The organism is Aldersonia kunmingensis (genome assembly GCF_001646865.1).
GTDB lineage: Bacteria > Actinomycetota > Actinomycetes > Mycobacteriales > Mycobacteriaceae > Aldersonia > Aldersonia kunmingensis.
The window spans coordinates 23,508-49,803 of sequence record NZ_LRRB01000013.1 but is presented as its reverse complement, the minus strand read 5'-3'; the positions used below and the strand labels follow the sequence as shown (position 1 = coordinate 49,803).

The following is a 26,296-nucleotide window of genomic DNA, read 5'->3' as shown; positions in this document are numbered from 1 at the left end:
TGGTACCAGGTGATGGCAGGCAGCGCGCGGGACATGCATCCGGCGCCCGATGGCCAGGGCATAGTCACGACCATCGTGCCGGACCCCGATGCGCCGCTACCGTTTCCGCCGCCTCGGGATCCTTTCGATGTCCGGGTCGACTACGTCATCGACTGCACCGGCTTGGAGGCGGATATCCGCGAGCACCGACTGCTCGCCGATCTGCTCGACCACACCGGGGCCGGCCGCAACCCGCTCGGCCGGCTCGACGTCGACCGGAACTTCGAACTGATCGGCACCCGCAGCGGCACCGGCCGCATGTACGCCTCCGGAAGCGCCACGCTCGGCGGGTATTTCCCGGGCGTCGACACGTTTCTCGGGTTGCAGATCGCGGCCCAGGAGATCGCCGACGACCTCGCGGGGATCGGCTTCTGTCGGCGCATGGGTCCGGCGCGTTCGACGCGCCAATGGTGGCTATGGGCCCGGAACAAAAAGATCTGACGTGCTGCCCACCCTGAACGGACGCATCCAGACTCGAATCTTCGTGCTCGGGTTCGTGGGACTTGTTGTCGCACTGATTATTACGCCATTCATTCGGCCATCGGGCTCGTCCCTCGCCGACGGATACCTGGTCACGTTCAGCGTGCTGGTGGCGACCGTCATCGTGGGGATCGGCTGGGAGTTCGTCTACCACCTGCTTCAGCAATTTCGTTGGGAGAAGGACTGGCCCACCCTGTTCGGGTTGATCACGGTCGTCAACGAAGGCGCGTTGATGTGGGTACTTGTGGAACACACGGGCGTGGTCGTACCGCAACGGCTGACGCCGTCCACCGGCGCCTTCCTGATCCAGTTCCTGGCGACCTGGCTGGGATTCTGGCTGCTCGTCAATGGGCCGATCCGGATCGTCTTCCATCGGTGGCGCTTCTCGGGAGGCCGGTTCCTGTGATCGCGCAAGTGGAAGTCCTGCCAGGCGCCCACGTGATTGCGCGGACCGGGTCGGCGATCATCGTCGTCGCGCATCCGGGCGGCGCGCCGGTGACCGCGGATTCCCCGGCAATGCACACCCTTGCGCTGCTGCGCGGGCTGGTCTACGAGGCGGCCGAGGAGGAGCCCGGCGCGCCGTGGCAGACGTTCGCACGGTTGGTTGGCGGGCGACTCTCCGAGATCGACAACCCGTCCGAATTCGGCGTCGCGCTGGCCACGGAAAGTGGACTGGGCGTGCACCTTTCCGGCGCGCTCACGCTGGTGGCGGACAATGGGGCCGGCGTCGTCGAGCGGATCGGCGGACAAGGCGATGGCAGTGCGGTCAACCGGGTACTCGCGGTGCCGCGCGTGGCCGCCGGCATCTTTGTCGACGAACCAGGGACCGAACCGGCCGTCCCCGCAATCCGGGGTGTCGGCGATCTGGTCGACGGCGTGGCCGTCGGCGGCGGGGCGGTCATCCGGTTCGTGTTCGAGCCGGGCGGCGCGGCGACCCTGTCCGCCGGTGAAGCGGAGGAGCTACCGCCACCGGCGGTCTCGGCCCGCATCGACGGAGCCGCGGATTCGACTCTGGCCGAGCGTGCGCCGCTGCCGATTCGCGCCGCAGGAGCAGGCACCGCGAGCACCCCCGGACGCAGTCGGGTTCGGGGCTACTACTGTGCCCGGCACCACCTCAACGATCCGCGGGTTTCGTTCTGCAGTGTGTGTGGAATCCGCATGGATCAGCGCACCGGGATCCTCCAAGAGGGGGTGCGGCCGCCGCTCGGTCTCCTCGTGGTCGACGACGGCTTCACGATCGTGCTCGACACCGACTGCGTCATTGGACGTGATCCGGAGCGATCAGATGCGGCGCGCCAGGGCATGCGTTCGATTCGGCTGAGCGACAATTCCGGCGGTATGTCCCGCGCCCACGTGGAAATCCGGTTGCACGAATGGGACGTGCTTGTCATTGATCGGGAATCGACGAACGGGACCTTCGTGCGTGCGCCCGGCACATTCGACTGGTTCCGCCTGCTGCCCGGACAGCCGGCGATCCTGGCGCCCGGTTCGGAGGTCGCAGTCGGGCGTCGGCTGATCATTTTCGACTCCCCGCATGGTCGGTTGCCAGTCGGTCGACCTCCTCTCGGAGGTTGACCTCGGATCCCGCGAGTTGGTCCGACACCCGTGCACATGGCGAGGGCAGCGACGGGGAATCCGGCGCGAAACTGATATCGACGTCGTACCGACGCAAACCCTGGAGGGCGTAGCTGAGCCGACGCCCGATCCGGCTGGAACCGATCGGCACGGCGACCAACCGCTTTCCCGAGGCGAGTGCGGCCCGAACGCCGAGCAACACCGCGCGGCTCCCGTCTGCCGACCCGTCGTCGCACACATAGATCGACTGCTCGTCCACGGCCACCGCTGCACCGGATGCCGGGTCGGCCCGACCCTGGGCAAGTACCAGTATGACCACGCCTTCGAACCCGGCCAGTTCCTGGCGGTACCGCTCGGCCCAATCACGTTCGGTGACAACAACATCAGCCGCCGCAGCGTGCACCTGACGCTGCAGATCCAAGGCCTGCGAGGCACTGAACCGGCACATCACGCGCACTCGTCCCGGGCCGGACGGTCCCGCTCGGGCATAATGCTCCAACTCTTCGACCGCGCGCGCCATTGCGGCGAGATCGGGCAGTGGGCCTGCCCCGAGTTCAACGCCGCGTGGATCGGCATCGGGCGCCGGCAGGAAGCGGGTCAACACGATCTCGCTTGTCGCCGCGCCCCCCGCCGCGAGTCGCGCAATACGCAGCAGCGCTTCGGTATTCGGGTCGGGAGGCCCATCGAGTACGAGGAATACGCGGAACGCCGCTTCGCTGCCAAGCTCGGATCGTGCCGCCAGCTCGATATCTCGCTCGATTGCCTTGTCGGGGTAAATTACTCGCAGTAGCGGCGCGGCCATCGCGGTGGTGATCAACGCCATCAGCACCATCATCGTGAACAGTTCCTGATCAAGGATGCCGAGTTTCACGCCGATGGTCAGGATCACCAATTCGGTGAGGCCGCGGGTATTCATCAACACACCGAGAGCAGCGCTGGACTGGCGGGGTAGTCGCTGTGCGCGAGCGCCGACGAATGCGCCGCCGAACTTTCCCACGACAGCCACGGCGAGCACGAGCAGCAGTTGCAACCAGCCGGATCCGGACAACCCGAGGATATCCACGCCGAAACCGGTGACCACGAAGAAGATTGGCAACAGCAACAGCATGCTGACCTGTTCCAGGCGCTCCAGAATTTCCTGCGTCATCGCCTCGGCGCCGGCGCGCGGCAGTGCGGTGCCGAACAGGAACGCGCCGAAAATGGCGTGGATGCCGATCTGCTCGGTGATGTAGGCCGAGACCAGGACACCGACCAGGATGACCGCGAGGATATCCGGAGTCAGCCGGCCGACGCGGCGATACACGTCGAGCAGGCGGCGCAGCAGTGGCCGGACGATAAGCAGCACCACCGCAGCGAACGCTGCGGTCAGCGCGACGATCCGAACGACTTCGAGCGGACTCCCGCCCTCCACCACCGCCACCACGAACGCGAGCAAGGTCCAAGCCACGACGTCGTCCACCGCCGCAGCGGCCAGTGCGAGCACGCCGATCGTGGTGCGATGCATACCTCGGTCGGTGAGGATGCGCGCCAGCACCGGAAATGCGGTGATGGACATCGCCACGCCCATGAACAGCATCAGTTCGAATAGCGGCACCGGTTCGCCATCGACCTCGTCGTGCAGCGGATGCAGGATCAGGGTGGCGCCCGCACCCAGCGCGAACGGCGCGACGATGGATGCCAGCGACACCCCGCCGGCAAGTCGTCCGCGACCGCGAATGAGCGCAATATCAAGTTCCAGCCCTACGATGAACATGAACAGCACCAGGCCCAGCTGTGCCAGGATTTGCAAGTATGGGACCACGTCGGCCGGAAACAGCCGACTGTCGAGATCTCCGGGCAGCGCACCAAGCAGGCTGGGGCCCAAGGCAATGCCCGCAACGATCTCACCGACCACAGCAGGCTGGCCAAGCGCCCGGGCAGCGCGGCCGAACACCCGGGCGATCACGATGATCACTGCGATATCGAGGAGAACGTAGGCAAATATCTCGGTTGTGCTGTGGTTCACGACAACAAGTGCATCACGCTCGCGGCAGGGGATTACGTTAAACGGACGCTCCGGATTCGTTGCAGCGAGAGGGCGAAATTCGATGCCAGGTGAACCGAACGGCGAGACACCGTCGGCGATCGCCGACTACCGAATAGTGGGATTCCTCGGTGAGGGTAATCACGGCAAGTTTTATCTCGCGCAGACACCCCAGCGTCTCGGAATCAGCGCACCTCTGGTTGCGGTGAAGGTGTTCTCCGGCGAAATAAGCGAGGACACTTATCGGCGCGGGGTCCGCGAATTGCGGGCATTCGCCGCCGTCGAATCTCCGTACCTGGTGCGTATCTACGACGCGGTGCTCGAGCAGGGCTTTCTGTATTCGATGCAGTACTTTCCGATGGGCTCGCTCGGCCGCCCGCAGCGTCCATTGAGCCGGGCCGAGGTGCTCCGGGCGCTCGAACACGCGGCACGCGCCGTGCACGATCTCCACGACGCCGGTCTGGTGCACGGCGATATCAAGCCAGCGAACATCATGCTCGACGAGGGCGGCGGAAAACTGTCCGATCTCGGCCTGGTTCGGGTGCTCAACTCGGAAAGCACCGTCACCGGGATGGCGCCCGCCACTTCGGTCGAATTCATTGACCGGGATTTGTTCTACGGCGGCGTGCCCTCGCGGGAGAGCGATATCTATGCCCTCGGCGCCACGATAAATCGCGCGCTCAGCGGTGAGGGACTCTATGGCGATCTGCCGGTGAACCAGCCCATTCTGGCGATCCGGGCCGTGCAGGCGGGCGCAGCGCAGGTCTCGGAACGGCTCGAACCAGATGTGGCGGATTTGGTCCGAGCCTGCCTGGCTCCGGTCGAGACCCGTCTACCGACTGCCGCAATCGTCGCCGATCGGCTCGCCGCGCTTCAGGACGGTTGAAGCCCGAATCCGTCGGCGGATCGACCCCTTCGGGGGCTTCTCAGTACTTCTTGGTGTCGTCGCCCCAGTCCACCGGTGGGCCCGACCCTGGTTGCTGCTGTGGGTTACCCGGCGGGTAGGGGTTGTTCTGCGGGTAGGGGTTGTTCTGCGGGTAGGGGTTGTTCTGCGGATAGGGCCCCGGCTGCTGGGGTCCCCCGGTGTTGGTCGGGTAGCCGAACCCCTGGAACGGCCCTGTCGGTGGGGCGGCCGGCTTCGCGCGGCGCCTACGCATGATCAGTGTCGTGACGACGACCACGATGATCACTGCCACCACAATTCCGCCGATGATCACCCACTGCCACGGGAACCCGTCGTCGCTCGTCGGCGGCGCGGCGAGTGGAACACTGTGCGAGGTCATGAAATCGCGCAGTTCCGTTGTGTCGGTGATGAAGTTGAAGTTTTCCTCGCCCTGGAGCCCGGAACTGTTCACACCGATTACCAAGCCTGCGTCGTCCAGCGAGGGACCGCCGGACATCCCAGGGCTAATCGGAGCATCCACCTCGGTCTTCGGAACGCCGTTGGTGGTTTGTTGCGAGCTGACCGTGCCGGTCTTGAAACTCGGCGGGTTGATCTGGTCGGGGGCGACGTCGGAAACGTCGCGTACACCGGCGGGAAAACCAACCGCGGTGAGTTGATCGCGTGGTTCCGGGTCTGTTTCCGCGATGACCAGCGGGACCGAGGGGGCACTTGTGTTGTTGACCTTGAGCAGCGCGTTGTCACCGTTGTCGAACCCTTGGAAGTCGACCACCTGGGCCGGGACGAACGAGTCGATTACCGTGCCCTCCATTTTGCTCTGGTTGACGGTGACTGCCCGGTCGATCGGCCCGCCGGTCTCGCGCCCCTCGACAGTCCAGTCGACCTGAGCCTCCGCGAGTAACTGCGGGTTGTCGACTTCGTCTTCCTCGAACAGTGCCTCGACCAGGGCGTCCTTTCCGGACTCCGGGTCAACGCAATGCCCAGCCGATGCGATGTGGCCCTGGTCGGAGACGAAGAATCCAGAGCACAACGAGTAGGCGGTGGTCTCGCGCCAGGCCGGTTCGCCGCCGGTCGTCGCCGTAGCAGGCACCCGCACGTAGCCGTGCCATTCGGTCTGCATGACGAGCAGGGACTTTTCCACCGCGGCGGCATCGAACGAAGGCTGATCCTGTGCCCACGCAACCGGTGCACCCCCGAACAATGCCGTACCGGCCAGTGAAATCGCCGCCAATACGCAGAATGGTCGGTTCATGGATTTACCTTTCCTTCGCAACGTCACCTATGCGGCGCCGCGTCGGCGAGTAACAGAGGATGGTCGACTGTCGTGAGCGAACCATTCGCAAACACGCGCCGACGGCGGCGCACCGCGACGGCTCAGCAATTGATCCGAACCGAGGTGCTGGGGCAGCAGAAATGGCGGGGGCAATTGCCTCCGGCACTTCGGATCGCGAGTGGACTCCACCGATCGTCGCCTCCACGGCGCAGAAAACAAGATCAGCACGAATCGGCCCACACCCCACCGGCGATTAGGCAGTAACCTCGGCGCAGCGTGAGTAATTTCAATTCTGGGCGCGATCGGCGCATAACGCAGCATGAACGCTAAAATTCATTCCCTGATAGCGCGTACACCCGGTGGCCGAGCGGTAGCCGTGCCGAGCGTGGCCGCCGGACTCCACGTGCAGGAGGTGGCGTGGGCCCGTTCGACCTCAACCCAGGAGACGCCTTCGCCGGCTATCTAATCGAGGAGCGTCTTGGCGAGGGCGGATTCGGTGTGGTCTATCGCGCCCGTCATCCGAATCTGCCGAAATCGGTCGCATTGAAGCTACTGCGGAATTCCGAGGAGCACGCACGGCACAAGTTCGAGGAAGAAGCCGACCATGTCGCGCTGCTCGATCATCCCAACATCGTGACGGTCCACGACCGGGGGAACGAGAACGGCTGCCTGTGGATTTCCATGCAATTCGTTGCCGGTGTGAGCGCCCGTGACGAGGTGATCGGCCACGGACCGATGCCGCCGCCGCGGGCCGTGCGAGTGCTGCGCGAGGTTGCCGAAGCGCTCGATCACGCGCACCGACACGGCATCGTGCACCGCGATGTGAAGCCCGCGAATATCCTCATCCGCCGTGCCGAGCACGGCGAGGCGGAACGCGTCCTACTCGCCGACTTCGGGATCGCGAAGGCGATGGGTACGCCGCAGACAATGTTGCTGGTCTCGCCGGGCTATTCCGCACCGGAGCAGTACAACCCGGCTCTGGAGGTCGATGAGCGTGCCGACGTCTTCGCCCTCGGTGCGACGTTCCACTACCTCCTGACCGGAGATCCGCCGAATGCGAGTGGGGCGCTCGAACCAACAGGGGCGTTCGCGGCGGTGATCAAGAAGGCGATGTCCAGCGCCCCGGAACGGCGTTACGACACGTGCGGCGCGCTCGCGGACGCGGCGACCAAAGCCTTGCGATTGCGTGGCCAGGGGCCGACACCCCCGGTCGATCTCTTCGACGAACTGACCCGCGTCCTGAAGGAGTCAAAGAGTCGCCTCGGATCGGTCTCGGGAGGCTCGATCGCCGAGTTGCAGGCAAGTCTCAAGCGGAAGTTCACGATCGCCCTGGTGGGGCGTCCGCGACCGGAGCGTCGGGCACTGGTTGATGCCCTACTGGGGTCGCGCGTACTCGGTGTGCATCGGCCGACCAATGTGCCGGTGCGCTACCACTGGGCGCGAAGGTTTCAGGTGCAGGGAGTCCCGGTTACCGGCGAACCCTTCCCGATCACCGTGACCGCCGATCACTACGACACGGTCGAGTTCGGTCCCCGCCGGCTCACCCGCCTCGACGTCGGCGTGGACCTCGCGCCACTGCGCTCCTTCGATCTCATCGACCAGCCACTGCTGACGGGGACGAACGACTTCGACACCGATCGCCCGCCGCTGGTTCCCGATTACGACGCCCCGGTGTTCGTGTTCGGTCCTGGCCAACTCGACTACGTTGAATGGGAGACACTCTCAAAGTTCTTCAACCCGCCCGATGATCCCTTCGATCTGGTCTTGCCGGCGGTCGGGTTATTCTGCGCCAGTAGAGGATTCGACCGTCTGCCGCCGAACCTCACACAGGCATTCGGCGGCCGGAATCCGGGTTTCGTGCAGTGCGGTCTGATCGTTGAAATCGCCGCGATGGCCCGGGTTGGGGAGGTCGGCCCGGAGCAGGCGGAGTGGATTCGCCTACTCGCCGGCCGGTCTTCGAACGCTCGCCGGCGGGCATTGGAGGATGACACGTCGAAGCGCATCAATTCCTATGGAATACCGCGCTATGGTCACGCCTGGCTGGTCGGCTACCTGGGCATCCCGATGGTCCAGCAGTTGTGCGACGCACTGGACTCGGGTTGCACCGCCAAGGATGTGGTGAGCACGCTGCGCATCCTGACCGGGATGAAGCAATTGCGCGAATCGATGGAAACGCTGTACCTCGCACCGGCTCGGCTGCACACGGTTGCGCGAATCCTGCAGTCGCTGCATCGAATTGCGAACGAACCCAATGTCGCCGCACCGGATCGGCGCTGGGTGGAAGAGCGGATAGCGGCGTTTCGGCGGCTGCCAATGATGCATGCAGTGAACGAACTGCGGGCTCTGGCGATCATCAGCGGCGGCCTCACCCAGTTGAATGGCCACTACCTCGACATGGCAAAGCAGTTGCTCGAGCAACGGGTCGGCGCTCACCCGTCCACCACCGGCGGCACCGGGTCGATCGCCCTGATCGGTCTGGCGCGAGCCGAGATCGACACCTGGACGACGATGGCGAGCCAGGCTCCGGACCCGAACACCGCCGTCGTGTGCGAAACGATCCGCCGCTCGATGGCCTTGGTGCTGGCCGAGTCGGCACGCCCGGCACAGTGAGTCGGCGGGGGTCGGAGGTCGGCGTTCGGCGCGGCTCGTATTGTCACCTCGGGGCACGATCCGCCAGCCGAGAAGGACACAAGGAGCAGACATGACCGAATCGACGCCACGAGTTGCCGTGGTCTCGGGTGCAGCCCGGGGCATCGGAGCCGCGATCGCTACCCGGCTCGCCGCGGACGGACTCGCCGTGGGCGTGCTCGACCTCGACGAGAGCGCGTGTGCCACGACCGTCGACGCGATCAAGGCGGCGGGCGGCACGGCTGTCGCGCTCGGCGCGGACGTCTCCGACGAGGCATCGGTCGAGGCCGCGATCAACAAGCTCGCCGAGGAGCTCGGCGGACCGACCGTCGTCATCAACAACGCCGGAATCACCCGCGACAACCTGCTGTTCAAGATGCCGGTCTCGGACTGGGACGCGGTCATGGCCGTACACCTGCGCGGCGCGTTCCTGCTGACCCGCGCGGCGCAGAAGTACATGGTCGACGCGAAGTGGGGCCGCATCGTCAACCTCTCGAGCGTGTCCGCGCAGGGCAACCGCGGCCAGGTGAACTACTCGGCGGCGAAGGCCGGCATGCAGGGCTTCACCAAGACGCTCGCCTTCGAGCTCGGCAAGTTCGGTGTCACCGCAAACGCGATCGCGCCCGGCTTCATCGTCACCGAGATGACCAAGGCGACCGCGGAGCGCGTCGGCGTCGAGTTCGACGACTTCATCAAGATGAACGCCTCGGCCACGCCGGTCGCGCGCGTCGGCTACCCGGAGGACATCGCACATACCGCGTCCTACCTGGTCAGCGAGGGCTCGGGCTTCGTCTCCGGTCAGGTCATCTACGTCGCCGGTGGCCCGCGGGACTGAGGTGCCTCCGGCACCGTGGGACTAGTTCGTACGTGCAGGGTCAGTGCCCGCGGTGGTCGGTTACCGGCGTCCGCGGGCCGAACCTCGGCAGCACCACCTGCCCGCTGATCTCGAGCAGCCGCACCGCGCGATAGCGGTGCGGCTGTAGCGGTTTCAGGTACTCGACCATCTCGTCGTCATCGATCGGGCGGCCCAGCAGTGTCCAGCCGACCATCGACGCGAGATGAAAATCGCCGACCGACAACGCATCGGCGTCGCCGAAGGCGCGCTGGGCCACCTCGGCAGCAGTCCAGATCCCGATCCCCGGCACGGTCTGCAGCCGATGCTGTGCCTGCGCCGGCGGAAGCCCGGCCAACAGTTCGAGCCGGTCCGCGAGCCGCGCGGCGGTCACGATCGTGCGGGCGCGGCGCGGATCGACATTGGCGCGGTGGAACTCCCACGACGGGACCCGCCGCCAGTCCTCGGCGCTGGGCGGTACGCGCATCCCTTCGGGTGCCGGTCCCGGGGCGTGCTCGCCGAAGCGCCGCACCAGATGGCGCCACGATGCGCGGGCCGCGACTCCGTGCACCTTCTGTTCCAGAATCGCGGGCACCAATGCCTCGAACACCCGTCGAGTACGCAGCATGCGCAGGTCCGGGTGGCGCCGGTGTGCCTCGATGATCTTCGGATGTTCGGGCGCGAAGTCGTCGAGTGTCTCATCGAGGCACAGCATGTCCGGCAGCTGATCGAGAAGCTCCTCGCCGCCGGGCCCCCAGGCCTGGGCGCGCACCTCATGCCTGCCGCGTTGACGCAGTCGGTACGTCACCGGGCCGGTCGGCATGCGGGAGGTGCGCCAGATCGAGCGGTCGGTGCTGACGTGATGGCACGGGTCCCCGCGTCCTCGGCTCAGCGGCGAGAGTGTCGCGGCCAGATTCACCGGAATCGGGGTGTGCAGCACCCGCTCCTGTGCGCCGACCTGCTCTTGCGGGGAAAACATACTGGTGGGAAGCCTAGAGCATGCGGTACGGCCGGGTCATGGCTCGCGGACGGCGCGGTGACACCCGCGACCACAGCGCGTTCTGCAGGGCGAGCGTCGCCCAGCCCGCGACGGCCATACCGGTGAGGTTCACCCCGAGCTGCGCCATGCTGCCCCACACCTCGTGGCCCACACCGAACGCGGCGCCGAGCGCGATATTGCCCGCCGCGGGCACGGTGGTCACCGAGATGAAGACACCCGTCAGACCGCCGACCTTGGACGAGGTCAGCGACAGCACGCCTGCCGCGGCGGCGATCACCGCAACGATGAACGACCACTTGTCCGGGGTGTAGATGAACGCGGTCTCCGGTCGTGGTCCCGTGACGTCCTCGACGGTGATCCACCCGATCGCACGTCCGATCAGGGCCAGCACGATGGTCATGCTGATCGCGACGAAGAACCCGATCACCAACGTGCGTACCGCGAGCCCGAACAGCACGAACCTCTTCTTGACGAGCGCGACCCCCAGCGCGGCGATCGGTCCGAACTCGGGTCCGAGCACCATCGCGCCGATCACCAGGATCTGCGAATCGACGATGATCGCAATGCTCGCGATGATCGTCGCCAGCGTCAGGAAGCTCAGGAACGTCCAGTTGAGTTCGCTGTCGTCGTAGGAGCGTTGCGCGACCTCGGCCCACACCACCGCGTCGGCGCTACTGCCCGGTGTGCGCAGTTCCGCTTCGAAGCCCGCCTGCGAAATGAAGGTCGGCACGGGGTCGATCTCGATGCTGCCTTCCCGATGCACCTTGGTGGCCCGCAGCCGTTCCACGATGTCGTTGGCGGCCTCACGTGCGAGGTCTGCCAGCACCACGTCCCCAGCCGGGCGGACAGCGGCACCGCGCACGATCGCCAGGCCGCTCACGGCCGGGTCGGAATCGAGGATGGCGACTACCTCGTCGGTCAAGGCAGCAGGCGACAGGATGCGCAGATGCAGCACCCTGTCAGTTTGGGCCGTGACTCAGCTGCGCGGCTTGAGCGACACGTTCGGAAGCGTGGGCGCGGGGATCGGGCTGCGGCCGCCAGACACCGGGCCGAACCGCGTCCCGTCCGGTGCACCCGCCTCCGCATCACCGATCTCGGCCTGCCACTGCCGGCGGTAGGACTTGATCTCCTCGGTGGCGCGACCGACGAAGTTCCACCACATGATGATCTGTTCGCCGAACGGTGTGCCGCCGAGCAGCAACGCGCGGGTGGGCGCCGCGGTGGGGTTGCGCAGCACAACCTGCCGCCGCCCGGGAGCGAGATAGCCGAGCTCGGAGCGCTCGATCCGGGCTCCGTCCAACAGCAGCGCCCCGGTGTCGACGAGCACGCCGTGTTCGAAATGCTCATCGATATCGAGCGCCACCCGTGCACCGGGCTCGACGGTGATCTCGGCGCCGAGAAGTGGACTGAAGGTCTGCACGGGCGACGTATCGCCGGCCAGCGTCCCGAGGAACACGCTCAGCCGCGCCCCGGGCACCTCGATCGGCGTCGGTGCGTAGTGCTGGAAGCCCGGCGCGGTGTCGCGGGCATCGTCGGGCAGCGCGAGCCAGAGTTGGGCGCCGTGCAGGACGGTGGTGCGCTCGGTGGAAATCTCCGAGTGCGCGATGCCGCGGCCGGCGGTCATCAGGTTGAGCTCGCCGGGATGAACCATCGCGTGGACGCCGGTGCTGTCCCGATGCTCGATCTCGCCTTCGAACAGCCAGCTAACAGTCTGCAATCCCGTGTGCGGATGCGGCGGCACCACCATTCCGCCGGTGGTCGCGACGTCGTCGGGGCCGTAGTGATCGGCGAAACACCATGCTCCGATCAGTGAGCGCGCCCGCTGCGGAAGGGTGCGCCGGACCGGCATCGCGCGCAGTCCGCCGAGCGGCACACTACGCGGAGTGATCACCTCAACCGGGGCGTTGGGATGCTCGGTGCCGTCCGTCTCGGGGCAGGTAACCACGTCCGCTGTCGCTTCGAGATTGCTCATGTCTCAATCATGCGCCACAGAGTCCGCATGAGCCTTTTACGAATTCAGGTACCGTAGGTGGAGTGCGCTTGGGGTCAGCGCTGCGGAATAGCGAGCAAATGGGGTCGCCGAACAACGTGACCCGATTAACGAAAGGTAGGAAATGTACCCGATTACGAATGCGATCAACTGGTTGCTGGGTCAGTGGGGCAACCTGTCCGCCGGTAGCGGTGGCTACTACCTCGCGCCCGGCGTCTTGCCTTTCGGCAGCTGACGCGCAACGAAAGCCCGGGGCGGAATGCTCCGGGCTTTTTCTTGTCCGGGTTCGGCTAATCGCTAGCATTTGCCTGCGTATCCCGAAATAACTCGGCAAGATGCATACCCCTGAACCCAGTTAATTGCTCGGCTTGTGTGGCGCAGGAGAAACCGTCCGCCACCAGCAGTGCCGCTGTGCCGGCGCCGCGAATCGCCGGGAGCAGACCGGTCTCCGCGACCGCGACCGACACCTCGTAGTGGCCGCGTTCCATCCCGAAGTTCCCGGCCAGCCCGCAGCACCCCGAGATCTGCTGAACCCGCGCTCCGGTGCGCTCGAGTAGTGCCCGGTCGGGCCCGAAGCCAAGTGCCGCATATTGGTGGCAGTGCGGCTGGACCACCAGTTCCATGCCGTCCAGACGCGGCGGCGACCAGCCCGACTGGTCGGTGAGGAACTCGGCCAGCGTTCGTGTAGCTACCGCCACGCGAGCCACACGGGGATCGTCCGGAAGCAGCACAGTCAGCTCCGAGCGCAGCACCGCGGTGCACGACGGCTCGAGGCCGATGACCACACCACCCGCGTCGACGTGGTCCGCCAGCGCGTCCAGTGTCCGGCGCAGTTGCCTGCGCGCGCCGTCGAGCTGGCCGGTACTGATCCAGGTCAGGCCACAGCACACCTGCCGTCCGGGAATGGTGACCGAATGGCCGAGCGATTCGAGTAGTTCTGTGGCCGCGATACCGACCTCCGGACGAAATGCGTTGGTGAACGTGTCGCTCCAGAGCATCACCGGGGCCTGGGCGACGTGGCCACGATGGTGTTTCCACCATGCGCGGAACGGCTCGGCGGCCAGCCTGGGTGCGGGCCGCCGCGGGTCGACGCCCGCGAGCCGGCGTAGTCCGTCCCGCCTGGCCAGCACATTGGCCGCACGCGGGGCCGCCCTGGCAGCGCGCAGCCACCGCGGTAGCCAGCCGAGCGAGTAGTGCGTGACTGGGCGGACCCGGCGGCGGTACCGACGATGCAGTACCTCGGCCTTGTACGCGGCCATATCCACACCGGCCGGGCAATCGGCGGCGCAGGCCTTGCAGGACAGGCATAGGTCCAGGGATTCCTCGACCGCTGTCGACGACCAGTCCGGTGCGAGCAGCGAGCCGTTGATGACTTCCTGCAACACCCGTGCCCGGCCGCGGGTGCTGTCGCGTTCGTCGCGAGTCGCACGGTAGGACGGACACATGAACCCGCCGTCTGCGGTGGATGAGCGGCATTTGCCAACGCCGACGCAACGGTGCACGGCAGCCGAGAGGTCGGGGTCGTGCTTACCGACGATGGCTGCGAGCCGCAGATCGGCATCGACTGGGCGAGGCGTGACCAGCACCCCCGGATTCAAAACGTTGTCGGGATCGAATATCCCTTTGAAGCCTTCGAATGCCGCAATCACCTCCGGGGCGTACATCAATGGGAGCAGTTCGGACCGGGCACGGCCGTCGCCGTGCTCTCCTGACAGCGAGCCGCCATGCGCTGCAACCAGTTTCGCGGCGTCGACAAGGAACTCGCGGAACCGCTGAGGTGCGTGAGAAATCGGCAGGTCGAGTCGCACGTGGATGCAGCCGTCGCCGAAGTGCCCGTACAGCAGGCCGTCCACGCCGTGGTCATGTGTGAGAACGGCGAAGTCGCGTAGGTACGCCGCGAGATTGCGCTGCGGCACCGCGGCGTCCTCCCACCCCGGCCACGCCGGTGCGCCATCCGGGGTGCGTCCCGCCAGCCCTGCCCCGTCCGCGCGGATCCGCCAGAGGGTCGCGGCTTCGGCTCGGTCGTGCACCGCCCGGGCGTCGAGCGCATGGGCCGCTGCGGCCAAACCAGCTGCATGAGAGGAGCTTTCGTGAGGTGACTCCCCAGCGACTTCGACGAACAACCAGCAGTCTCCGCGCGGTAGGTCGGGTACTGCGCCACGATGGGTGCGCACGACGTCGACCAGTCGGGCATCGAGTCCCTCGATCGCCGTGGGAGCGAATTCGAGCACCGTCGCCGTGTCCTCGGCAGCGGTGGCCAGGTCGGGATAGCCGAGCACCACGAGGGTCGTCGCGCGCGGAATCGGCACCAGGTCGATGGTCGCGTCGAGAATCAGCCCGCACGTTCCCTCGGTCCCGACAAATGCGCGGGCGGTATTCGGATCACGTTCGGGTAGGAGGTGTTCCAGCGAATAGCCGGAGGCCTGCCGATCGAAATGGCCGAGCCCGGTACGGATGGCGGCAAGGTTGTGCTGGACGAACCGGTCGAGTCCGGGAATGCCGTCGAGCCCGGGGCCGAGAACGCGCTCGGTGCCCGATCCGTCCAGGATGCGAATGGTGACAACATTGTCCGAAGTTCGTCCCCACGCGGCGGCACGCGGCCCGCAGGCGTTGTTGCCGATCATCCCGCCGACAGTGGCGCGTGACGCGGTGGACGGATCCGGGCCGAAGCGCAGCCCATGCACTCCTGCCGCGCGCTGCAGGTCGGCGAGCACGATGCCCGGTTGCACGATCGCGCGACGGGCATCCGGATCGAGTTCGAGCACGGCACCGAGATGGCGACTGAAGTCGAGGACGAGCCCGGGACCGATGGCGTTTCCGGCGACGGATGTGCCGCCGCCGCGACCGGTCAGTGTTACGCCGTGCGAACGAGCGAAGTCCAGCGTCGCCGCCACATCGTCCCCGCTGCGTGGGAACACCACCGCTAACGGCGGGACCCGATAGTTCGACGCATCGGACGAGTATTCCGCGCGGCGTCGAGGTGAGTCGTCGACGTCGCCCGCGAGCTGGGCCCGCAGGTGAGCGAGGGGCAGGCCAATCCGCGCCGCCGTCATGGAATAAGAGTAGGGCGGTCCGCGCTTGACCTGAAGTTAAGTCGAGGTTTTACCGTCGGTGGTCAGTGCTTCACTACGAGGGCACGACGGGAGTGTGGGATGAGTATCGAATCGGTGGCGTGGAACCAGATGTACCGGCGGGCCAACGCGCCCGACGAGCGGAGGCCGTTCCGGATGGCCACGCTGCGGCGGATCGGCGGGTTCGCGCGCCCGCACAAGCGAATGCTCGCCGGATTCCTGGTGCTCAGCGTCGTCAGCGCGATCCTCGCAGTGGCAACGCCAGTCCTCGCCGGCCGGGTCGTGGACGCGATCACGGAAAGCGCCGCCCCGGAAGTCGTGGTCCGGCTCGCATTGCTGATCGGCCTGATCGCGGTGTTCGACGCAGCGCTCGGCCTGGTCACCCGGTGGCTGTCGGCGAGCATCGGCGAGGGCCTGATCCTCGACCTGCGTACCGCGGTTTTCGATCATGTGCAGCGCATGCCGATCGCCTTCTTCACCCGTACCCGGACGGGCGCGCTGGTGAGCAGGCTGAACAACGACGTCATCGGTGCACAGCGCGCATTCAGCGACACCCTGTCCGGAGTTGTCGCGAACCTCGTCACCCTCGTCCTGACGCTGGTCGTGATGCTCGGTATCTCATGGCAGATCACGCTGCTCGCCTTGCTGCTCCTCCCGGTGTTCGTGCTGCCGGCGCGCCGGATGGGGAACCGACTGGCCGGCATCCAGCGGGAGGCTGCGGACCACAATGCCGCGATGAGCACACAGATGACCGAGCGGTTCTCGGCTCCCGGCGCCACGCTGGTCAAGCTGTTCGGCCGTCCGGGGCAGGAATCCGCCGAGTTTGCCGCCCGGGCCAGCCGGGTGCGCGATATCGGTGTGCGCACCGCGATGGTGCAGACCGTGTTCGTCACCTCGCTCACGCTGGTGTCGGCCCTCGCGGTGGCCGTCGTCTACGGACTCGGCGGCTTCTACGCACTACGGGGCCAACTCGACGCCGGCTCGGTCGTGGCCTTGTCGCTGTTGCTCACCCGGCTGTATGCACCGCTCACCGCGCTGGCGAGCGCACGGGTCGAGGTAATGAGCGCAATGGTCAGCTTCGAGCGGGTATTCGAGGTGCTCGACCTGAATCCGTTGATCACCGACAAGCCCGATGCGCGGAAGGTGCCCGTAGGCCCGGTCTCAGTGGAACTCGACAACGTCCGGTTCGCCTACCCGGCCGCCGACAAGGTGTCGCTTGCCTCGCTCGAGGAGGTGGCAACGCTGGACAGTCGCGGCGGAGACGAAGTGCTGCACGGGATTTCGTTGCATGCCGAGCCGGGCCAGGTAATCGCATTGGTCGGTTCGTCGGGTGCTGGTAAGTCGACTATCGCGCAATTGATTTCGCGCCTCTACGACGTCGACTCCGGCGCAGTCCGGCTATCCGGTGTCGATGTCCGGGATCTGTCCGCGCAGGCAATCCAGGAAACCGTCGGCATGGTGACCCAGGACGGGCACCTTTTCCACGACACGATCCGCGGGAACCTGCAGCTTGCGCGGCCCGAAGCGACCGACGCCGAGCTGTGGGAGGCGCTGGAGCGTGCGCGGCTAGGGGATCTGGTGGCTTCGCTGCCGGATGGTCTGGCCACGGTCGTCGGCGAACGTGGTTATCGACTGTCCGGAGGCGAGCGGCAACGACTGACCATCGCGCGGTTGCTGCTCAAGCAGCCGCGGGTGGTGATCCTGGACGAGGCCACGGCATCGTTGGACTCCACATCCGAGGCCGCGGTGCAGGAGGCGCTCAGCGAGGCGCTGGCTGGACGGACCGCGCTGGTGATCGCGCACCGGCTGTCCACAATTCGTGCCGCCGACGCGATCCTCGTGATTGAGGACGGCCGAGTGATCGAAAACGGAACGCACTCCGAGCTGCTCGCAGCGCGGGGGCGCTACGAGCAGCTCTACCGCACGCAGTTCCAGGAGGACGGGGCGAACGGCGCAGAGTTCGTCAACGCGAGCTAAAACCCGCTAGCGCGCCACTGCACGCGTCAGAATCCGCTGTGGACGTCCACGACGGCACGCCCGGTGCGCTCCCCGCGCCTGATCTCGTCGAGCACGCCGGGCACGTCGCGAACCGCGACGAGGCGCTCGAGGTCGCCGAGATGGCGTGGCTTGAGGTCGGCGGCGAGGCTCGCCCAGGTGCGACGCCGGATTTCCATCGGCAACTGCACCGAGTCGATGCCGATCAGGTCGACGCCACGGAGGATGAACGGGAGCACCGTGGTGGACAGGCCGATACCGCCGGTGTTGCCGCTCGCAGCGACCGCCGCACCCCAGTTCAGCGTGCTGATGACATATGCGAGGGTCGCGCCGCCGACGCAATCCACGGCGCCCGCCCACTGCGACTTGCCCAGCGGCCGAGGCTTGGCGTCCGGATCCTCGGGCAGGCGGCCGATCACCGATGCGGCACCGAGGCTGCTCAGCAGGTCCTTCGCGTCGGCCTTGCCGCTCGATGCAATGACCTCGAAACCGTTCGCCGCGAGCAGGTCGACGCTCACGCTGCCGACACCACCGCTCGCGCCCGTGACCAGCACCGGACCTGCGTCGGGAGTGAGGCCGCGGTCGAGCAGCGCCTGCACGCTGAGCGCGGCGGTGAACCCGGCGGTGCCGATTGCCGCGGCCTCGCGCGTGGTGAGCCCGTCGAGCTTCACCACCCACCCGGCCGGGACGCGGGCGAGCTCGGCGTAACCGCCGTGGCGGGCCGTGCCGATGTCGTAACCGTGGGCAACCACCTGGTCGCCGACGGCGAACGAATCATCCTCGGACGCAACAACTTCACCGGCAATATCGATGCCGGGAATGATCGGGTACTCGCGCACCACGCCACCCTTCGGGGTGACCGCGAGCGCGTCCTTGTAGTTCACGCTCGAGTAGTGCACTTTGATCGTCACTTCGCCGGCCGGGAGGAAATCCTCCTCGACCTGCTCTGCGGCGAGCACGATCTTGTCGTCGGATTCCCGGGCCACCATCGCGGAGAACGTCATGGCCTGAATATACGACCGGAGTGAACGGAAGCGTTCACTCCGTCTAACGCAACGAATCTTCCGTTCACGGCGGCGCGGGAGCGGAGAATTCTCACCATGCGGGACGCGCCGACGCGCCTCGCCCGGCGGAGGAGGCGGCCATGGCGGACTGTCCGATCGATGAGGAAACCGCGGCGGGCACCGCTACCGCCGAGCGCATCCTCGCCCAGCGCCAGAGGTTCGCAGCGCGTGACGACCGGCGCGGGCTTCTCGTCGCGGAGGGCGACTCGTGGTTCGACTACCCGGGTCGCGACATCCTCGAGGTGCTGCAGGACGAGGATTCGTGGGAGGTTGTCTCGGTCGCGCACTACGGCGACACCCTCAATTCGATGTCCTACAGCGACGCCCAACTCACCGGGTTGATGCGGCAACTCGAATGGGCGCTCAGCCGCAACGAGGTTCCGGCGGCGATCCTGCTGTCGGCCGGCGGCAATGACTTCGCCGGCCCGGAGTTCGGAGTGTTCATCGGAAACAAGAACAGTCAGCGGCCTGGTGTGGATGATGCGATCCTGGCCGACTTCATCGGCTGCCGAATGCAGTCCGCGCTCGCTCATCTCGTTGCCGCCATCACCCGCGCGTGCGAGAGCCTGTTCGGCGTCACCATCCCAATCGTGGTGCACGGCTACGACTATCCCGTTCCGGACGGCCGCGGCTTCCTTGGCGGTTGGGGTCCGCTACCCGGCCCGTGGCTGTCGCCGAGCCTCGAGGCGAAGGATTTCACCGATCTCAATGAGAAGAAGCGCATCGCCGCCGTGATCGTGGACAGCTACAACGCGATGCTGACCGAGTTCGTCCAGCGTCCATCCGCGTCACACGTCAAATATGTGGATCTGCTCGGCACCCTGCCCACCGGCGAGGACTATCGCGAGTACTGGGCCAACGAACTGCATCCGACGGGTCGCGGATTCGACCTACTAGCAGCGAAGTTCGCCGCCGCGCTCGATGCACTGCCGAGCTGATCAGGCTCGAACGTCACGCGGGGAAACGATTCCGCCGTCGCGTGGCGACACAATGCCATGATCGAACGCGTACACGATTGCCGCAGCACGGTCACGCAGGTCGAGCTTGCCGAAGATATGTCCGACATGGCTTTTCACGGTCACCTCGGAGATATGCAGATCGGCGGCGATCTCGGCGTTGCTGCGGCCGCGCCCGATCAGCCCGAGGACATCCCGCTCGCGCGAGGTGAGTTCGTCCACCGCTATGGCGGTGCGGGCACGGGAAACCGGCGCGCTGCGATACGTGGACAGCACGCGAGCGGTCACCGCCGGGTCGAGCCACGACGAGCCGCCGGCGACCATGCGAACCGCGCGGATCAGTTCCTCGGCCGGAGAATCCTTCAGCAGAAACCCTGCTGCGCCGGCACGCAGCGCGCCGGAGAGCAGCTCGTCGTCGTCGAACGTGGTGAGCACGAGGACGGGAACCGGGTTTTCGCTCCGGGTGATCTGCTCGGTCGCCTCGATGCCACCGACATTCTTCATCCGCAGATCCATGACCACCACATCCGGGGAATGCGTCGCGATCGCCTCGGGAACTTCGGAGCCGTCGGCACATTCGGCGACGATCGCGAATCCATCCTTGCGCCGCAAGATGCGCCGCAGGCCGGAGCGGACCAGGTCCTGATCGTCAACGAGCAGCACGTCGATCCCGGGCGCAGTCACTCCTGACCTCCAAACAGCCAGCAATTCGCATAGTCGGGATCGTGTGGGGCAAACGGTATTTCGGCGGTGACACACCAGCCGTGCTTGGTTGGCTCGGCGGTCAACTGCCCGCCGAGCGCCTCGGCGCGGTGTTGCATCCCGCGTATGCCGGATCCGCCGCGTAGTTCCTTGTGTGTCGCGCGACGAGGCAGGTCATTGGTGACAGTCATTGTGGCAATGACGCTGGTGATCCGCAGTGCTGCATGAACTTTCGCGCCAGGTGCGTGTTTGGCGACGTTGGCGAGCGATTCCTGCATGATGCGATAGAGGCACAGCCCGGTCGCGGCGGAAACCGCCGTCGCATCGCCGCGGACGAAATACGCGACAGGCATGCCGGCCCGGACGAAATCCGAAACCAGGGCATCGATATCGGCTACGCCCGGCTCGGGAGTGTGCTTCGACGGCGCATTGTCGAGCAGCCCGACCGTTCGCCGGATATCACTCATCGATTGCCGCCCGAGCTGTTCGGCGTCCTTGAGAGCGTCGATCGCCTCTTCGATGTCACCGTCCTCCTGCAGTGCCCGCCGAGCTCCCGTCAGGTGCAGCAGGGTGACGCTCAGCGAGTGCGCCACCACATCGTGCACCTCGCGCGCGATGCGTTGCCGCTCGTCGCTGGCCGCCTGTTCGGCGCGGGCCTTCTGGGTGGCGCGTTCCTGCTCGAGCAGTCGAAGTTGGGTCTGCAGGATGAACCCGACGAACCAGCCGGTCGCAACCATCATGATGTAGACCGGCGCGTATTCGAGCCGGCCGAGTGACGCGGGAATCACCACAGCGAGGATCGCGACCGCGCCCACCGCGAGGCTCACGCGCGGACGTGCCATCGCCGAGACCTCACCTGCGATGAGGACGAGGATGAAGGGCGTGACGTCGGCCTGCGCGGGTTCGACCATGATCAGCGAGGCGCCGAGGATCGCCGCGGCAGTCAGTGTCACGAGCATTCGCGCCTTGGTTGGCACGAAATTCTTGCGGGCCAGCATGGCGACGAGCGGTGCGAGCGCGACTACGCCGCCGACCAGCGTGACAACGGGCGGGGGCCAGCCGCGTTGACCCACCGCGACGATGGTCACGACGATCATCGCCACGTCGGACACGATGACGACGATCGGCGGATATTCGTGCGGCATCGCGGCCATGCGCCGGTAGATGTAGTCGACGATCTTCGCCGGCATCATCCGTGACTGCAGGACCCGCTCGGTCCTGGCGCGCACAGGTGCGGCGATATTCATCAACCCAGCGTAGGTCGGACATAGGACCGGCGCATCGTTCTCCAAGCGGTCTCCGGCTCCACCCCTGGTAGGAGAAAAAGTCGCGACCACGGCACGGCGCGCGGCCGCTGCGCCGTCCATAGCGTGGGTGTAACGGAATTCGCCGAACCCATGCGAGGGGTGATCGAGATGTCGTGGACCGATCTGCACAGGCGCAACGAAATCATCGACGAGGTGTTGGCGCGTGCTGCGCGCAACCCCGAAGACCCGGATCTCTTCCGGGATCTGCCCGAACTGGACCGGCTGTTCGGTGGCGTCCAAGGCGTGCTGCTGATGTTGCAGTACCGGTGGCGCAACCACATGCAGGCCCGGATGGACCTGCACGACGAGTCGGAATGGGCCGACCCACAGCAGGTCGCGCGCGAGCTGGCAGCCGAACAGCCCGCCCTGCGGGCCGTGCTGGACAGGTGGCAGGTCGTACGGCGGGAGCGGGTGCCCGTCTACGCGTGATTCCGGGGGAACGGGGGTGCCCACAATTCGGCCTCACATGGGGGATTCCGCGCGTGAGGCCGAATTGTGGGCGATCAGGCTCAGGCCGCTGCTGCAGCAACCCCGCTATCCGCAATCGCGAACGCCAGAATCTCCGCAACGTCCGCCACCGGCCGCACGTCCAGCGCCTCGAGCACGTCGGCTGGAACGTCATCGAGATCCGGCTCGTTGCGGGCCGGAATGAAGACGGTCTTCAGTCCGGCTCGCTGCGCGGCCAGCAACTTCTGCTTCACCCCGCCGATCGGCAGGACGCGGCCGTTCAGCGTCACCTCGCCGGTCATCCCGACATCCGAACGGACCGGGCGGGCAAGGGCCAGCGACACCAACGCAGTGACCATGGTGACGCCCGCGGACGGGCCATCCTTCGGTACAGCGCCCGCCGGAACGTGCACGTGAATGTTCTTGTCCAGCGCGCTCGCATCGACACCAAGCTCGGCCAGGTGTGACCGGACGTAGGTCAGCGCGATTTGTGCCGACTCCTTCATCACGTCACCCAGTTGACCGGTCAGAGTCAACGACCGATCGCCGCGATATCCCCCGTCGCTTCGCTCGCCCCCGTCGGCGCTATTGGCCTCGATGAAGAGCACGTCGCCACCCAGGCCCGTCACTGCGAGTCCGGTCGAAACACCGGGCACCGCAGTGCGTTCCACCGATTCGGGGGTGAACCGCGGCCGGCCGAGGAACTCCTTCAGGTCCACACGGTCGATGACCACAGCTTCGGGATCCTGCTCATCGGCCAACTTGGTTGCCGCCTTGCGCAATGCCTTGGCGAGCAACCGTTCCATCTGCCGCACGCCGGCCTCACGGGTGTAGTTCGCCGCGATCTCGCGCAGCGCCTCATCGGTGAGCGACACCTCGTCCGCGGTGAGCGCCGCCCGCTCCAACTGCCGGGGCAGCAGGAAGTCGCGAGCGATGGCCACCTTGTCGTCCTCGGTGTAGCCGTCCACCGTGATCAGTTCCATCCGATCCAGCAACGGGCCGGGGATGGTCTCCATGACGTTGGCGGTCGCGATGAACAGCACGTCGGACAGGTCGAGGTCCAGATCGAGGTAGTGGTCGCGGAACGTGTGGTTCTGCGCCGGATCCAGCACCTCGAGCAGGGCTGCCGCGGGGTCACCGCGGTAGTCGGACCCGACCTTGTCGATCTCGTCGAGCAGGATGACCGGGTTCATCGAACCGGCCTCCTTGACGGCACGGACGATGCGTCCCGGCAGCGCGCCGACATAGGTACGCCGATGCCCGCGGATCTCCGCCTCGTCCCGGACGCCACCGAGCGCGACGCGAACGAACTTGCGGTCCAACGCCCTTGCCACGCTTTCGCCGAGCGAGGTCTTGCCGACACCGGGCGGTCCGACGAGCACCATGACGGCACCCGAGCCGCGGCCACCGATGACGTCGAGCCCGCGCTGGGCCCGCCGGGACCGCACCGCGAGGTACTCGACCATGCGGTCCTTCACCTCGTCCAGGCCGTGATGATCGGCGTCGAGAACGGCCCGTGCGGCCGAAACATCGGTTTTGTCAGTGGTTTTCACCGCCCACGGCAAGTCCAGCACGGTGTCGAGCCAGGTTCGGATCCAGCCGGTCTCCGGACTCTGGTCGCTGGACCGTTCGAGCCGATCGACCTCGCGTAGCGCGGCCTCGCGGACGTTGTCCGGCAGGTCGGCGGCCTCGACGCGGGTGCGGTAATCGTCCGCACCGTCGGGTTCGCCCTCGCCGAGTTCCTTACGGATCGCGGCCAACTGCTGGCGCAGCAGAAACTCCTTCTGCTGCTTCTCCATCCCCTCGCGCACGTCGGCACCGATCTTCTCGGTGACCTCGGATTCGGCGATGTGAGCCTTGGTCCAATCGATGAGTACCGTCAAACGCGCCGCTACATCCGGGGTTTCGAGCAGTTGACGCTTCTGCTCGTCGCTGAGGTACGGCGCATAGCCCGCGGTATCGGCGATTGCCGATGGATCTGTCAGCCGGTTGACCGCGTCGATGATCTGCCACGCCTCACGGCGCTGTAGGACCGAGACAACCAGTTTCTTGTACTCGGCGGCGAGATCGGTGGTGCGCCCGTCGGGTGCGGGCGAGGCGACGGGTTCCGCCTCCACCCACAGCGCAGCGCCGGGCCCGGTGACACCGTGCCCGATCTTGGCGCGTTCCTCGGCCTTGAGCACCGCGGCCGGGGTGCCGCCGCGCATCCGGCCCACCTGCTCGATCGACGCGATAACGCCGTACGACGCGTAGCCCTCGTCGAGGCGAGGCGCGATGAGCACCTTGCTGTCGCTGCCGGTCCGGGCAGCATCGACAGCCGCTTGGGCGGACTCGTCGAGTTCGATCGGCACCACCATGCCCGGCAGCACGATCGGGTCGGTCAGGAAAAGCACTGGTAAGCGCAGTGTTGAAGTCACGTTTGTTGCCCTCCAAAAGTTGAGCGTCACCTACTCAACCCCGGTGGGGTACGGATTGTTCCGCGGCGCTGTTCGCTGTGAGCGATGAGCGAATTCTCATTGCGGTGTCAGCACCGCCACCTCCATCAGGACACCGGACTCGACTCGTCCCGTGGTATCGAGATCCCTGGCAAACCACTTCGGACTGCGCGGAACACGCCGCAGGATCCGGGTGCTCGGAACCGGCTGCCACATCTGGTCGATCAGCCGGTATTGCCAGCTCTCGAGTTGCAGACCGAGTACACGGCCGGTGGTAGCCCTGATATCTGCGGGCGCAATCCCGCCGTGGCGTGTCCCCGAGAAGTAGCCGCGCGCGTTCGCCGGCGGCGTGTTGTCAGGGTTGAGCCAGTACGCCTGGACACCCCCGGCAGTCACGATCCTGCTGTCCCGATCCCAGCGAGCACCGGCCGGCAGCGCCATGTCTGGCTCCGCGTCCGCTTCCACGAAGGTCAGCATCCACGTGGTGTCTTGTCCGACCACGGGAGGAGTGCCGCAGCATTCGATCTCCCAGCCTTCGACGAACACGGCGATGATGCTGACGGTCGAGGGGATGGGAGTCGGTTCGGTGAACCTGTGCATCTTCTGCCCCGGGTATTCGACGAACCGTGGCACGACAGCCGCGGACCCAGGGTTACCTGGAATCACAATGGTCGGGCGGCGGGTGCCGTGTCAACGACCGAATATTCGAGAGCTGAAGTCATCTCGTGCGCACTGCAGACAACTCAGCGATCCGCGATCGCCCTGACCGCGAGCGCTTCGACCGCGTCGACGATCCGGGGCCCGAACATCTCGGCGTCGTTGTGGCCTACGCGAGGCAGTACGACCCGCTCGACGGGACCCCCTGCCGCGGCCGCCACCCGCTCGCTGTGGCTGGCCGGGACGATGGTGTCGGCCGTGCCGTAGACGACCGTCGTCGGAACACTCACGCGTGCAATGTGATCCACCACCTGAAACCGGTCCTTCAGTAGCAGCCCGACGGGCAGGAACGGGTAGTGCTCCCGTCCGACCCCAGCAAGGTCTGCGAACGGAGAGCGCAACAGCAGTCCTGCGGGCGGGTGGTCGGTCGCCAGCTCGGCCACGACACCAGCGCCGAGGCTCTCACCGAAATACAGCAGACGGGACGACGGCACCTGTCGCTCTTCGACGAGATACCGGTGCGCTGCACGGACATCGAGGGCGAGTCCGTCCTCGCTGGGACTGCCGGGATTTCCGCCGTATCCGCGGTAATCGAACAACAGGACGGCGAACCCGGCCGCGGAGAGCCCTTCGGCCAACGCCGCACGATCCAACCGGTTGCCCGCATTGCCATTGGCGACGAGGACGGTGATGCCCGAGCCGCCGATCGCCGGGACGTACCAGCCGCCGAGTTCGAGGCCGTCGGTGGTGAGCAGTCGGACGTCTCGAGCGTTCTCGAGCACGGTGTGCGCGGGGGGCGGCGGTGTGCGGTCGGGGAGGTAGATCAACCGTCGCTGGAAAGCCCACGCTGCGACCAGCAGCAGCGCGACGACGCAGAGCATGATCAGGAAGATCCGCCCGAGCGCCGAAGCCGACATGACT

20 protein-coding genes and 1 pseudogene are annotated in these 26,296 nt (G+C 66.4%); 9 read left to right on the top strand and 12 right to left on the bottom strand.

What is annotated here, in order from left to right:
* From A8G08_RS01600 to A8G08_RS01590, 3 genes and pseudogenes are all read left to right on the top strand, one after another.
* Nucleotides 1-480, top strand: a pseudogene (locus A8G08_RS01600) (hypothetical protein); the annotation flags it as partial.
* Nucleotide 481: 1 nt separating this feature from the next.
* The gene (locus tag A8G08_RS01595; RefSeq protein ID WP_068269325.1) at nt 482-925 is read left to right on the top strand and encodes a hypothetical protein; all 444 of its coding nucleotides are present in this window, start codon (nt 482-484) and stop codon (nt 923-925) included.
* 8 nt (nt 926-933) lie between these two features.
* Nucleotides 934-2,094, top strand: a complete 1,161-nt coding sequence (locus A8G08_RS01590; protein ID WP_245672558.1) for an FHA domain-containing protein — start codon at nt 934-936, stop codon at nt 2,092-2,094.
* Here A8G08_RS01590 and A8G08_RS01585 read toward each other — a convergent pair.
* A complete protein-coding gene (locus A8G08_RS01585; RefSeq protein ID WP_068269321.1) occupies nt 2,036-4,099 on the bottom strand; it encodes a cation:proton antiporter in 2,064 nt (687 codons plus the stop codon). The genes A8G08_RS01590 and A8G08_RS01585 overlap by 59 nt on opposite strands.
* Nucleotides 4,100-4,181: 82 nt before the next feature.
* Between A8G08_RS01585 and A8G08_RS01580 the strand changes: the two genes are divergently transcribed.
* Nucleotides 4,182-5,003 (top strand): serine/threonine-protein kinase, encoded by an 822-nt coding sequence (locus A8G08_RS01580; RefSeq protein ID WP_068269320.1) that lies wholly within the window; start codon nt 4,182-4,184, stop codon nt 5,001-5,003.
* Between the two features lie 40 nt (nt 5,004-5,043).
* On the opposite strand, the gene A8G08_RS01575 is transcribed toward A8G08_RS01580, so the two are convergent.
* On the bottom strand, nt 5,044-6,270 hold the full coding sequence (locus A8G08_RS01575; protein WP_084435861.1) for a S1 family peptidase: 1,227 nt from the start codon (nt 6,268-6,270) through the stop codon (nt 5,044-5,046).
* A 438-nt stretch (nt 6,271-6,708) separates the two neighbouring features.
* Between A8G08_RS01575 and A8G08_RS01570 the strand changes: the two genes are divergently transcribed.
* Both A8G08_RS01570 and A8G08_RS01565 read left to right on the top strand, forming a co-directional pair.
* Nucleotides 6,709-8,901, top strand: coding sequence for a serine/threonine-protein kinase (locus A8G08_RS01570; RefSeq protein ID WP_068269316.1), 2,193 nt, complete (start codon nt 6,709-6,711; stop codon nt 8,899-8,901).
* A gap of 91 nt (nt 8,902-8,992) precedes the next feature.
* Complete coding sequence (locus A8G08_RS01565; RefSeq protein WP_068269315.1) at nt 8,993-9,754, top strand: SDR family oxidoreductase; 762 nt, start codon at nt 8,993-8,995, stop codon at nt 9,752-9,754.
* A 40-nt stretch (nt 9,755-9,794) separates the two neighbouring features.
* On the opposite strand, the gene A8G08_RS01560 is transcribed toward A8G08_RS01565, so the two are convergent.
* The 4 genes from A8G08_RS01560 to A8G08_RS01545 all read right to left on the bottom strand — a co-directional run bounded on the left by A8G08_RS01560 (nt 9,795) and on the right by A8G08_RS01545 (nt 15,794).
* Entirely contained in the window at nt 9,795-10,730 is a 936-nt protein-coding gene (locus tag A8G08_RS01560) for a DNA-3-methyladenine glycosylase family protein (protein WP_068269313.1), read from the bottom strand.
* Nucleotides 10,731-10,743: 13 nt separating this feature from the next.
* Nucleotides 10,744-11,706, bottom strand: coding sequence for a DUF389 domain-containing protein (locus A8G08_RS01555; RefSeq protein WP_068269311.1), 963 nt, complete (start codon nt 11,704-11,706; stop codon nt 10,744-10,746).
* A gap of 21 nt (nt 11,707-11,727) precedes the next feature.
* On the bottom strand, nt 11,728-12,723 hold the full coding sequence (locus A8G08_RS01550) for a pirin family protein (protein ID WP_068269308.1): 996 nt from the start codon (nt 12,721-12,723) through the stop codon (nt 11,728-11,730).
* A 308-nt stretch (nt 12,724-13,031) separates the two neighbouring features.
* Nucleotides 13,032-15,794 (bottom strand): FAD-binding and (Fe-S)-binding domain-containing protein, encoded by a 2,763-nt coding sequence (locus A8G08_RS01545; RefSeq protein WP_068269305.1) that lies wholly within the window; start codon nt 15,792-15,794, stop codon nt 13,032-13,034.
* Nucleotides 15,795-15,893: 99 nt separating this feature from the next.
* Between A8G08_RS01545 and A8G08_RS01540 the strand changes: the two genes are divergently transcribed.
* Nucleotides 15,894-17,789 (top strand): ABC transporter ATP-binding protein, encoded by a 1,896-nt coding sequence (locus tag A8G08_RS01540; protein ID WP_068269303.1) that lies wholly within the window; start codon nt 15,894-15,896, stop codon nt 17,787-17,789.
* A gap of 26 nt (nt 17,790-17,815) precedes the next feature.
* On the opposite strand, the gene A8G08_RS01535 is transcribed toward A8G08_RS01540, so the two are convergent.
* Complete coding sequence (locus A8G08_RS01535; RefSeq protein WP_068269301.1) at nt 17,816-18,811, bottom strand: oxidoreductase; 996 nt, start codon at nt 18,809-18,811, stop codon at nt 17,816-17,818.
* A 140-nt stretch (nt 18,812-18,951) separates the two neighbouring features.
* Here A8G08_RS01535 and A8G08_RS01530 point away from each other — a divergent pair, with 140 nt between their 5' ends.
* Nucleotides 18,952-19,809: an SGNH/GDSL hydrolase family protein gene (locus A8G08_RS01530; RefSeq protein WP_068269300.1), complete on the top strand. Its 858-nt coding sequence runs from the start codon at nt 18,952-18,954 to the stop codon at nt 19,807-19,809.
* Here A8G08_RS01530 and A8G08_RS01525 read toward each other — a convergent pair whose 3' ends face one another.
* Both A8G08_RS01525 and A8G08_RS01520 read right to left on the bottom strand, forming a co-directional pair.
* Nucleotides 19,810-20,511 (bottom strand): response regulator transcription factor, encoded by a 702-nt coding sequence (locus tag A8G08_RS01525; protein ID WP_068269298.1) that lies wholly within the window; start codon nt 20,509-20,511, stop codon nt 19,810-19,812.
* Nucleotides 20,508-21,776, bottom strand: a complete 1,269-nt coding sequence (locus A8G08_RS01520) for a sensor histidine kinase (protein ID WP_245672556.1) — start codon at nt 21,774-21,776, stop codon at nt 20,508-20,510. Before A8G08_RS01520 ends, A8G08_RS01525 begins: the two co-directional genes overlap by 4 nt.
* Before the next feature lie 123 nt (nt 21,777-21,899).
* Between A8G08_RS01520 and A8G08_RS01515 the strand changes: the two genes are divergently transcribed.
* Entirely contained in the window at nt 21,900-22,265 is a 366-nt protein-coding gene (locus tag A8G08_RS01515; RefSeq protein WP_245672554.1) for a hypothetical protein, read from the top strand.
* An 80-nt stretch (nt 22,266-22,345) separates the two neighbouring features.
* On the opposite strand, the gene lon is transcribed toward A8G08_RS01515, so the two are convergent.
* The 3 genes from lon to A8G08_RS01500 all read right to left on the bottom strand — a co-directional run bounded on the left by lon (nt 22,346) and on the right by A8G08_RS01500 (nt 26,292).
* The gene (gene lon, locus A8G08_RS01510; protein WP_157108354.1) at nt 22,346-24,700 is read right to left on the bottom strand and encodes an endopeptidase La; all 2,355 of its coding nucleotides are present in this window, start codon (nt 24,698-24,700) and stop codon (nt 22,346-22,348) included.
* A 96-nt stretch (nt 24,701-24,796) separates the two neighbouring features.
* Nucleotides 24,797-25,351: a DUF6578 domain-containing protein gene (locus A8G08_RS01505; protein ID WP_245672552.1), complete on the bottom strand. Its 555-nt coding sequence runs from the start codon at nt 25,349-25,351 to the stop codon at nt 24,797-24,799.
* Between the two features lie 110 nt (nt 25,352-25,461).
* Complete coding sequence (locus A8G08_RS01500) at nt 25,462-26,292, bottom strand: alpha/beta hydrolase (protein ID WP_068269296.1); 831 nt, start codon at nt 26,290-26,292, stop codon at nt 25,462-25,464.
* Between the last annotated feature and the right edge of the window lie 4 nt (nt 26,293-26,296).

Coding starts and splice junctions, on each gene's coding strand:
- A8G08_RS01580 (WP_068269320.1), top strand. CDS start 4,182: ATGCCAGGTGAACCGAACGGCGAGACACCGTCGGCGATCGCCGACTAC.
- A8G08_RS01575 (WP_084435861.1), bottom strand. CDS start 6,270: ATGAACCGACCATTCTGCGTATTGGCGGCGATTTCACTGGCCGGTACG.
- A8G08_RS01565 (WP_068269315.1), top strand. CDS start 8,993: ATGACCGAATCGACGCCACGAGTTGCCGTGGTCTCGGGTGCAGCCCGG.
- A8G08_RS01560 (WP_068269313.1), bottom strand. CDS start 10,730: ATGTTTTCCCCGCAAGAGCAGGTCGGCGCACAGGAGCGGGTGCTGCAC.
- A8G08_RS01550 (WP_068269308.1), bottom strand. CDS start 12,723: ATGAGCAATCTCGAAGCGACAGCGGACGTGGTTACCTGCCCCGAGACG.
- A8G08_RS01545 (WP_068269305.1), bottom strand. CDS start 15,794: ATGACGGCGGCGCGGATTGGCCTGCCCCTCGCTCACCTGCGGGCCCAG.
- A8G08_RS01540 (WP_068269303.1), top strand. CDS start 15,894: ATGAGTATCGAATCGGTGGCGTGGAACCAGATGTACCGGCGGGCCAAC.
- A8G08_RS01535 (WP_068269301.1), bottom strand. CDS start 18,811: ATGACGTTCTCCGCGATGGTGGCCCGGGAATCCGACGACAAGATCGTG.
- A8G08_RS01530 (WP_068269300.1), top strand. CDS start 18,952: ATGGCGGACTGTCCGATCGATGAGGAAACCGCGGCGGGCACCGCTACC.
- A8G08_RS01520 (WP_245672556.1), bottom strand. CDS start 21,776: ATGAATATCGCCGCACCTGTGCGCGCCAGGACCGAGCGGGTCCTGCAG.
- A8G08_RS01500 (WP_068269296.1), bottom strand. CDS start 26,292: ATGTCGGCTTCGGCGCTCGGGCGGATCTTCCTGATCATGCTCTGCGTC.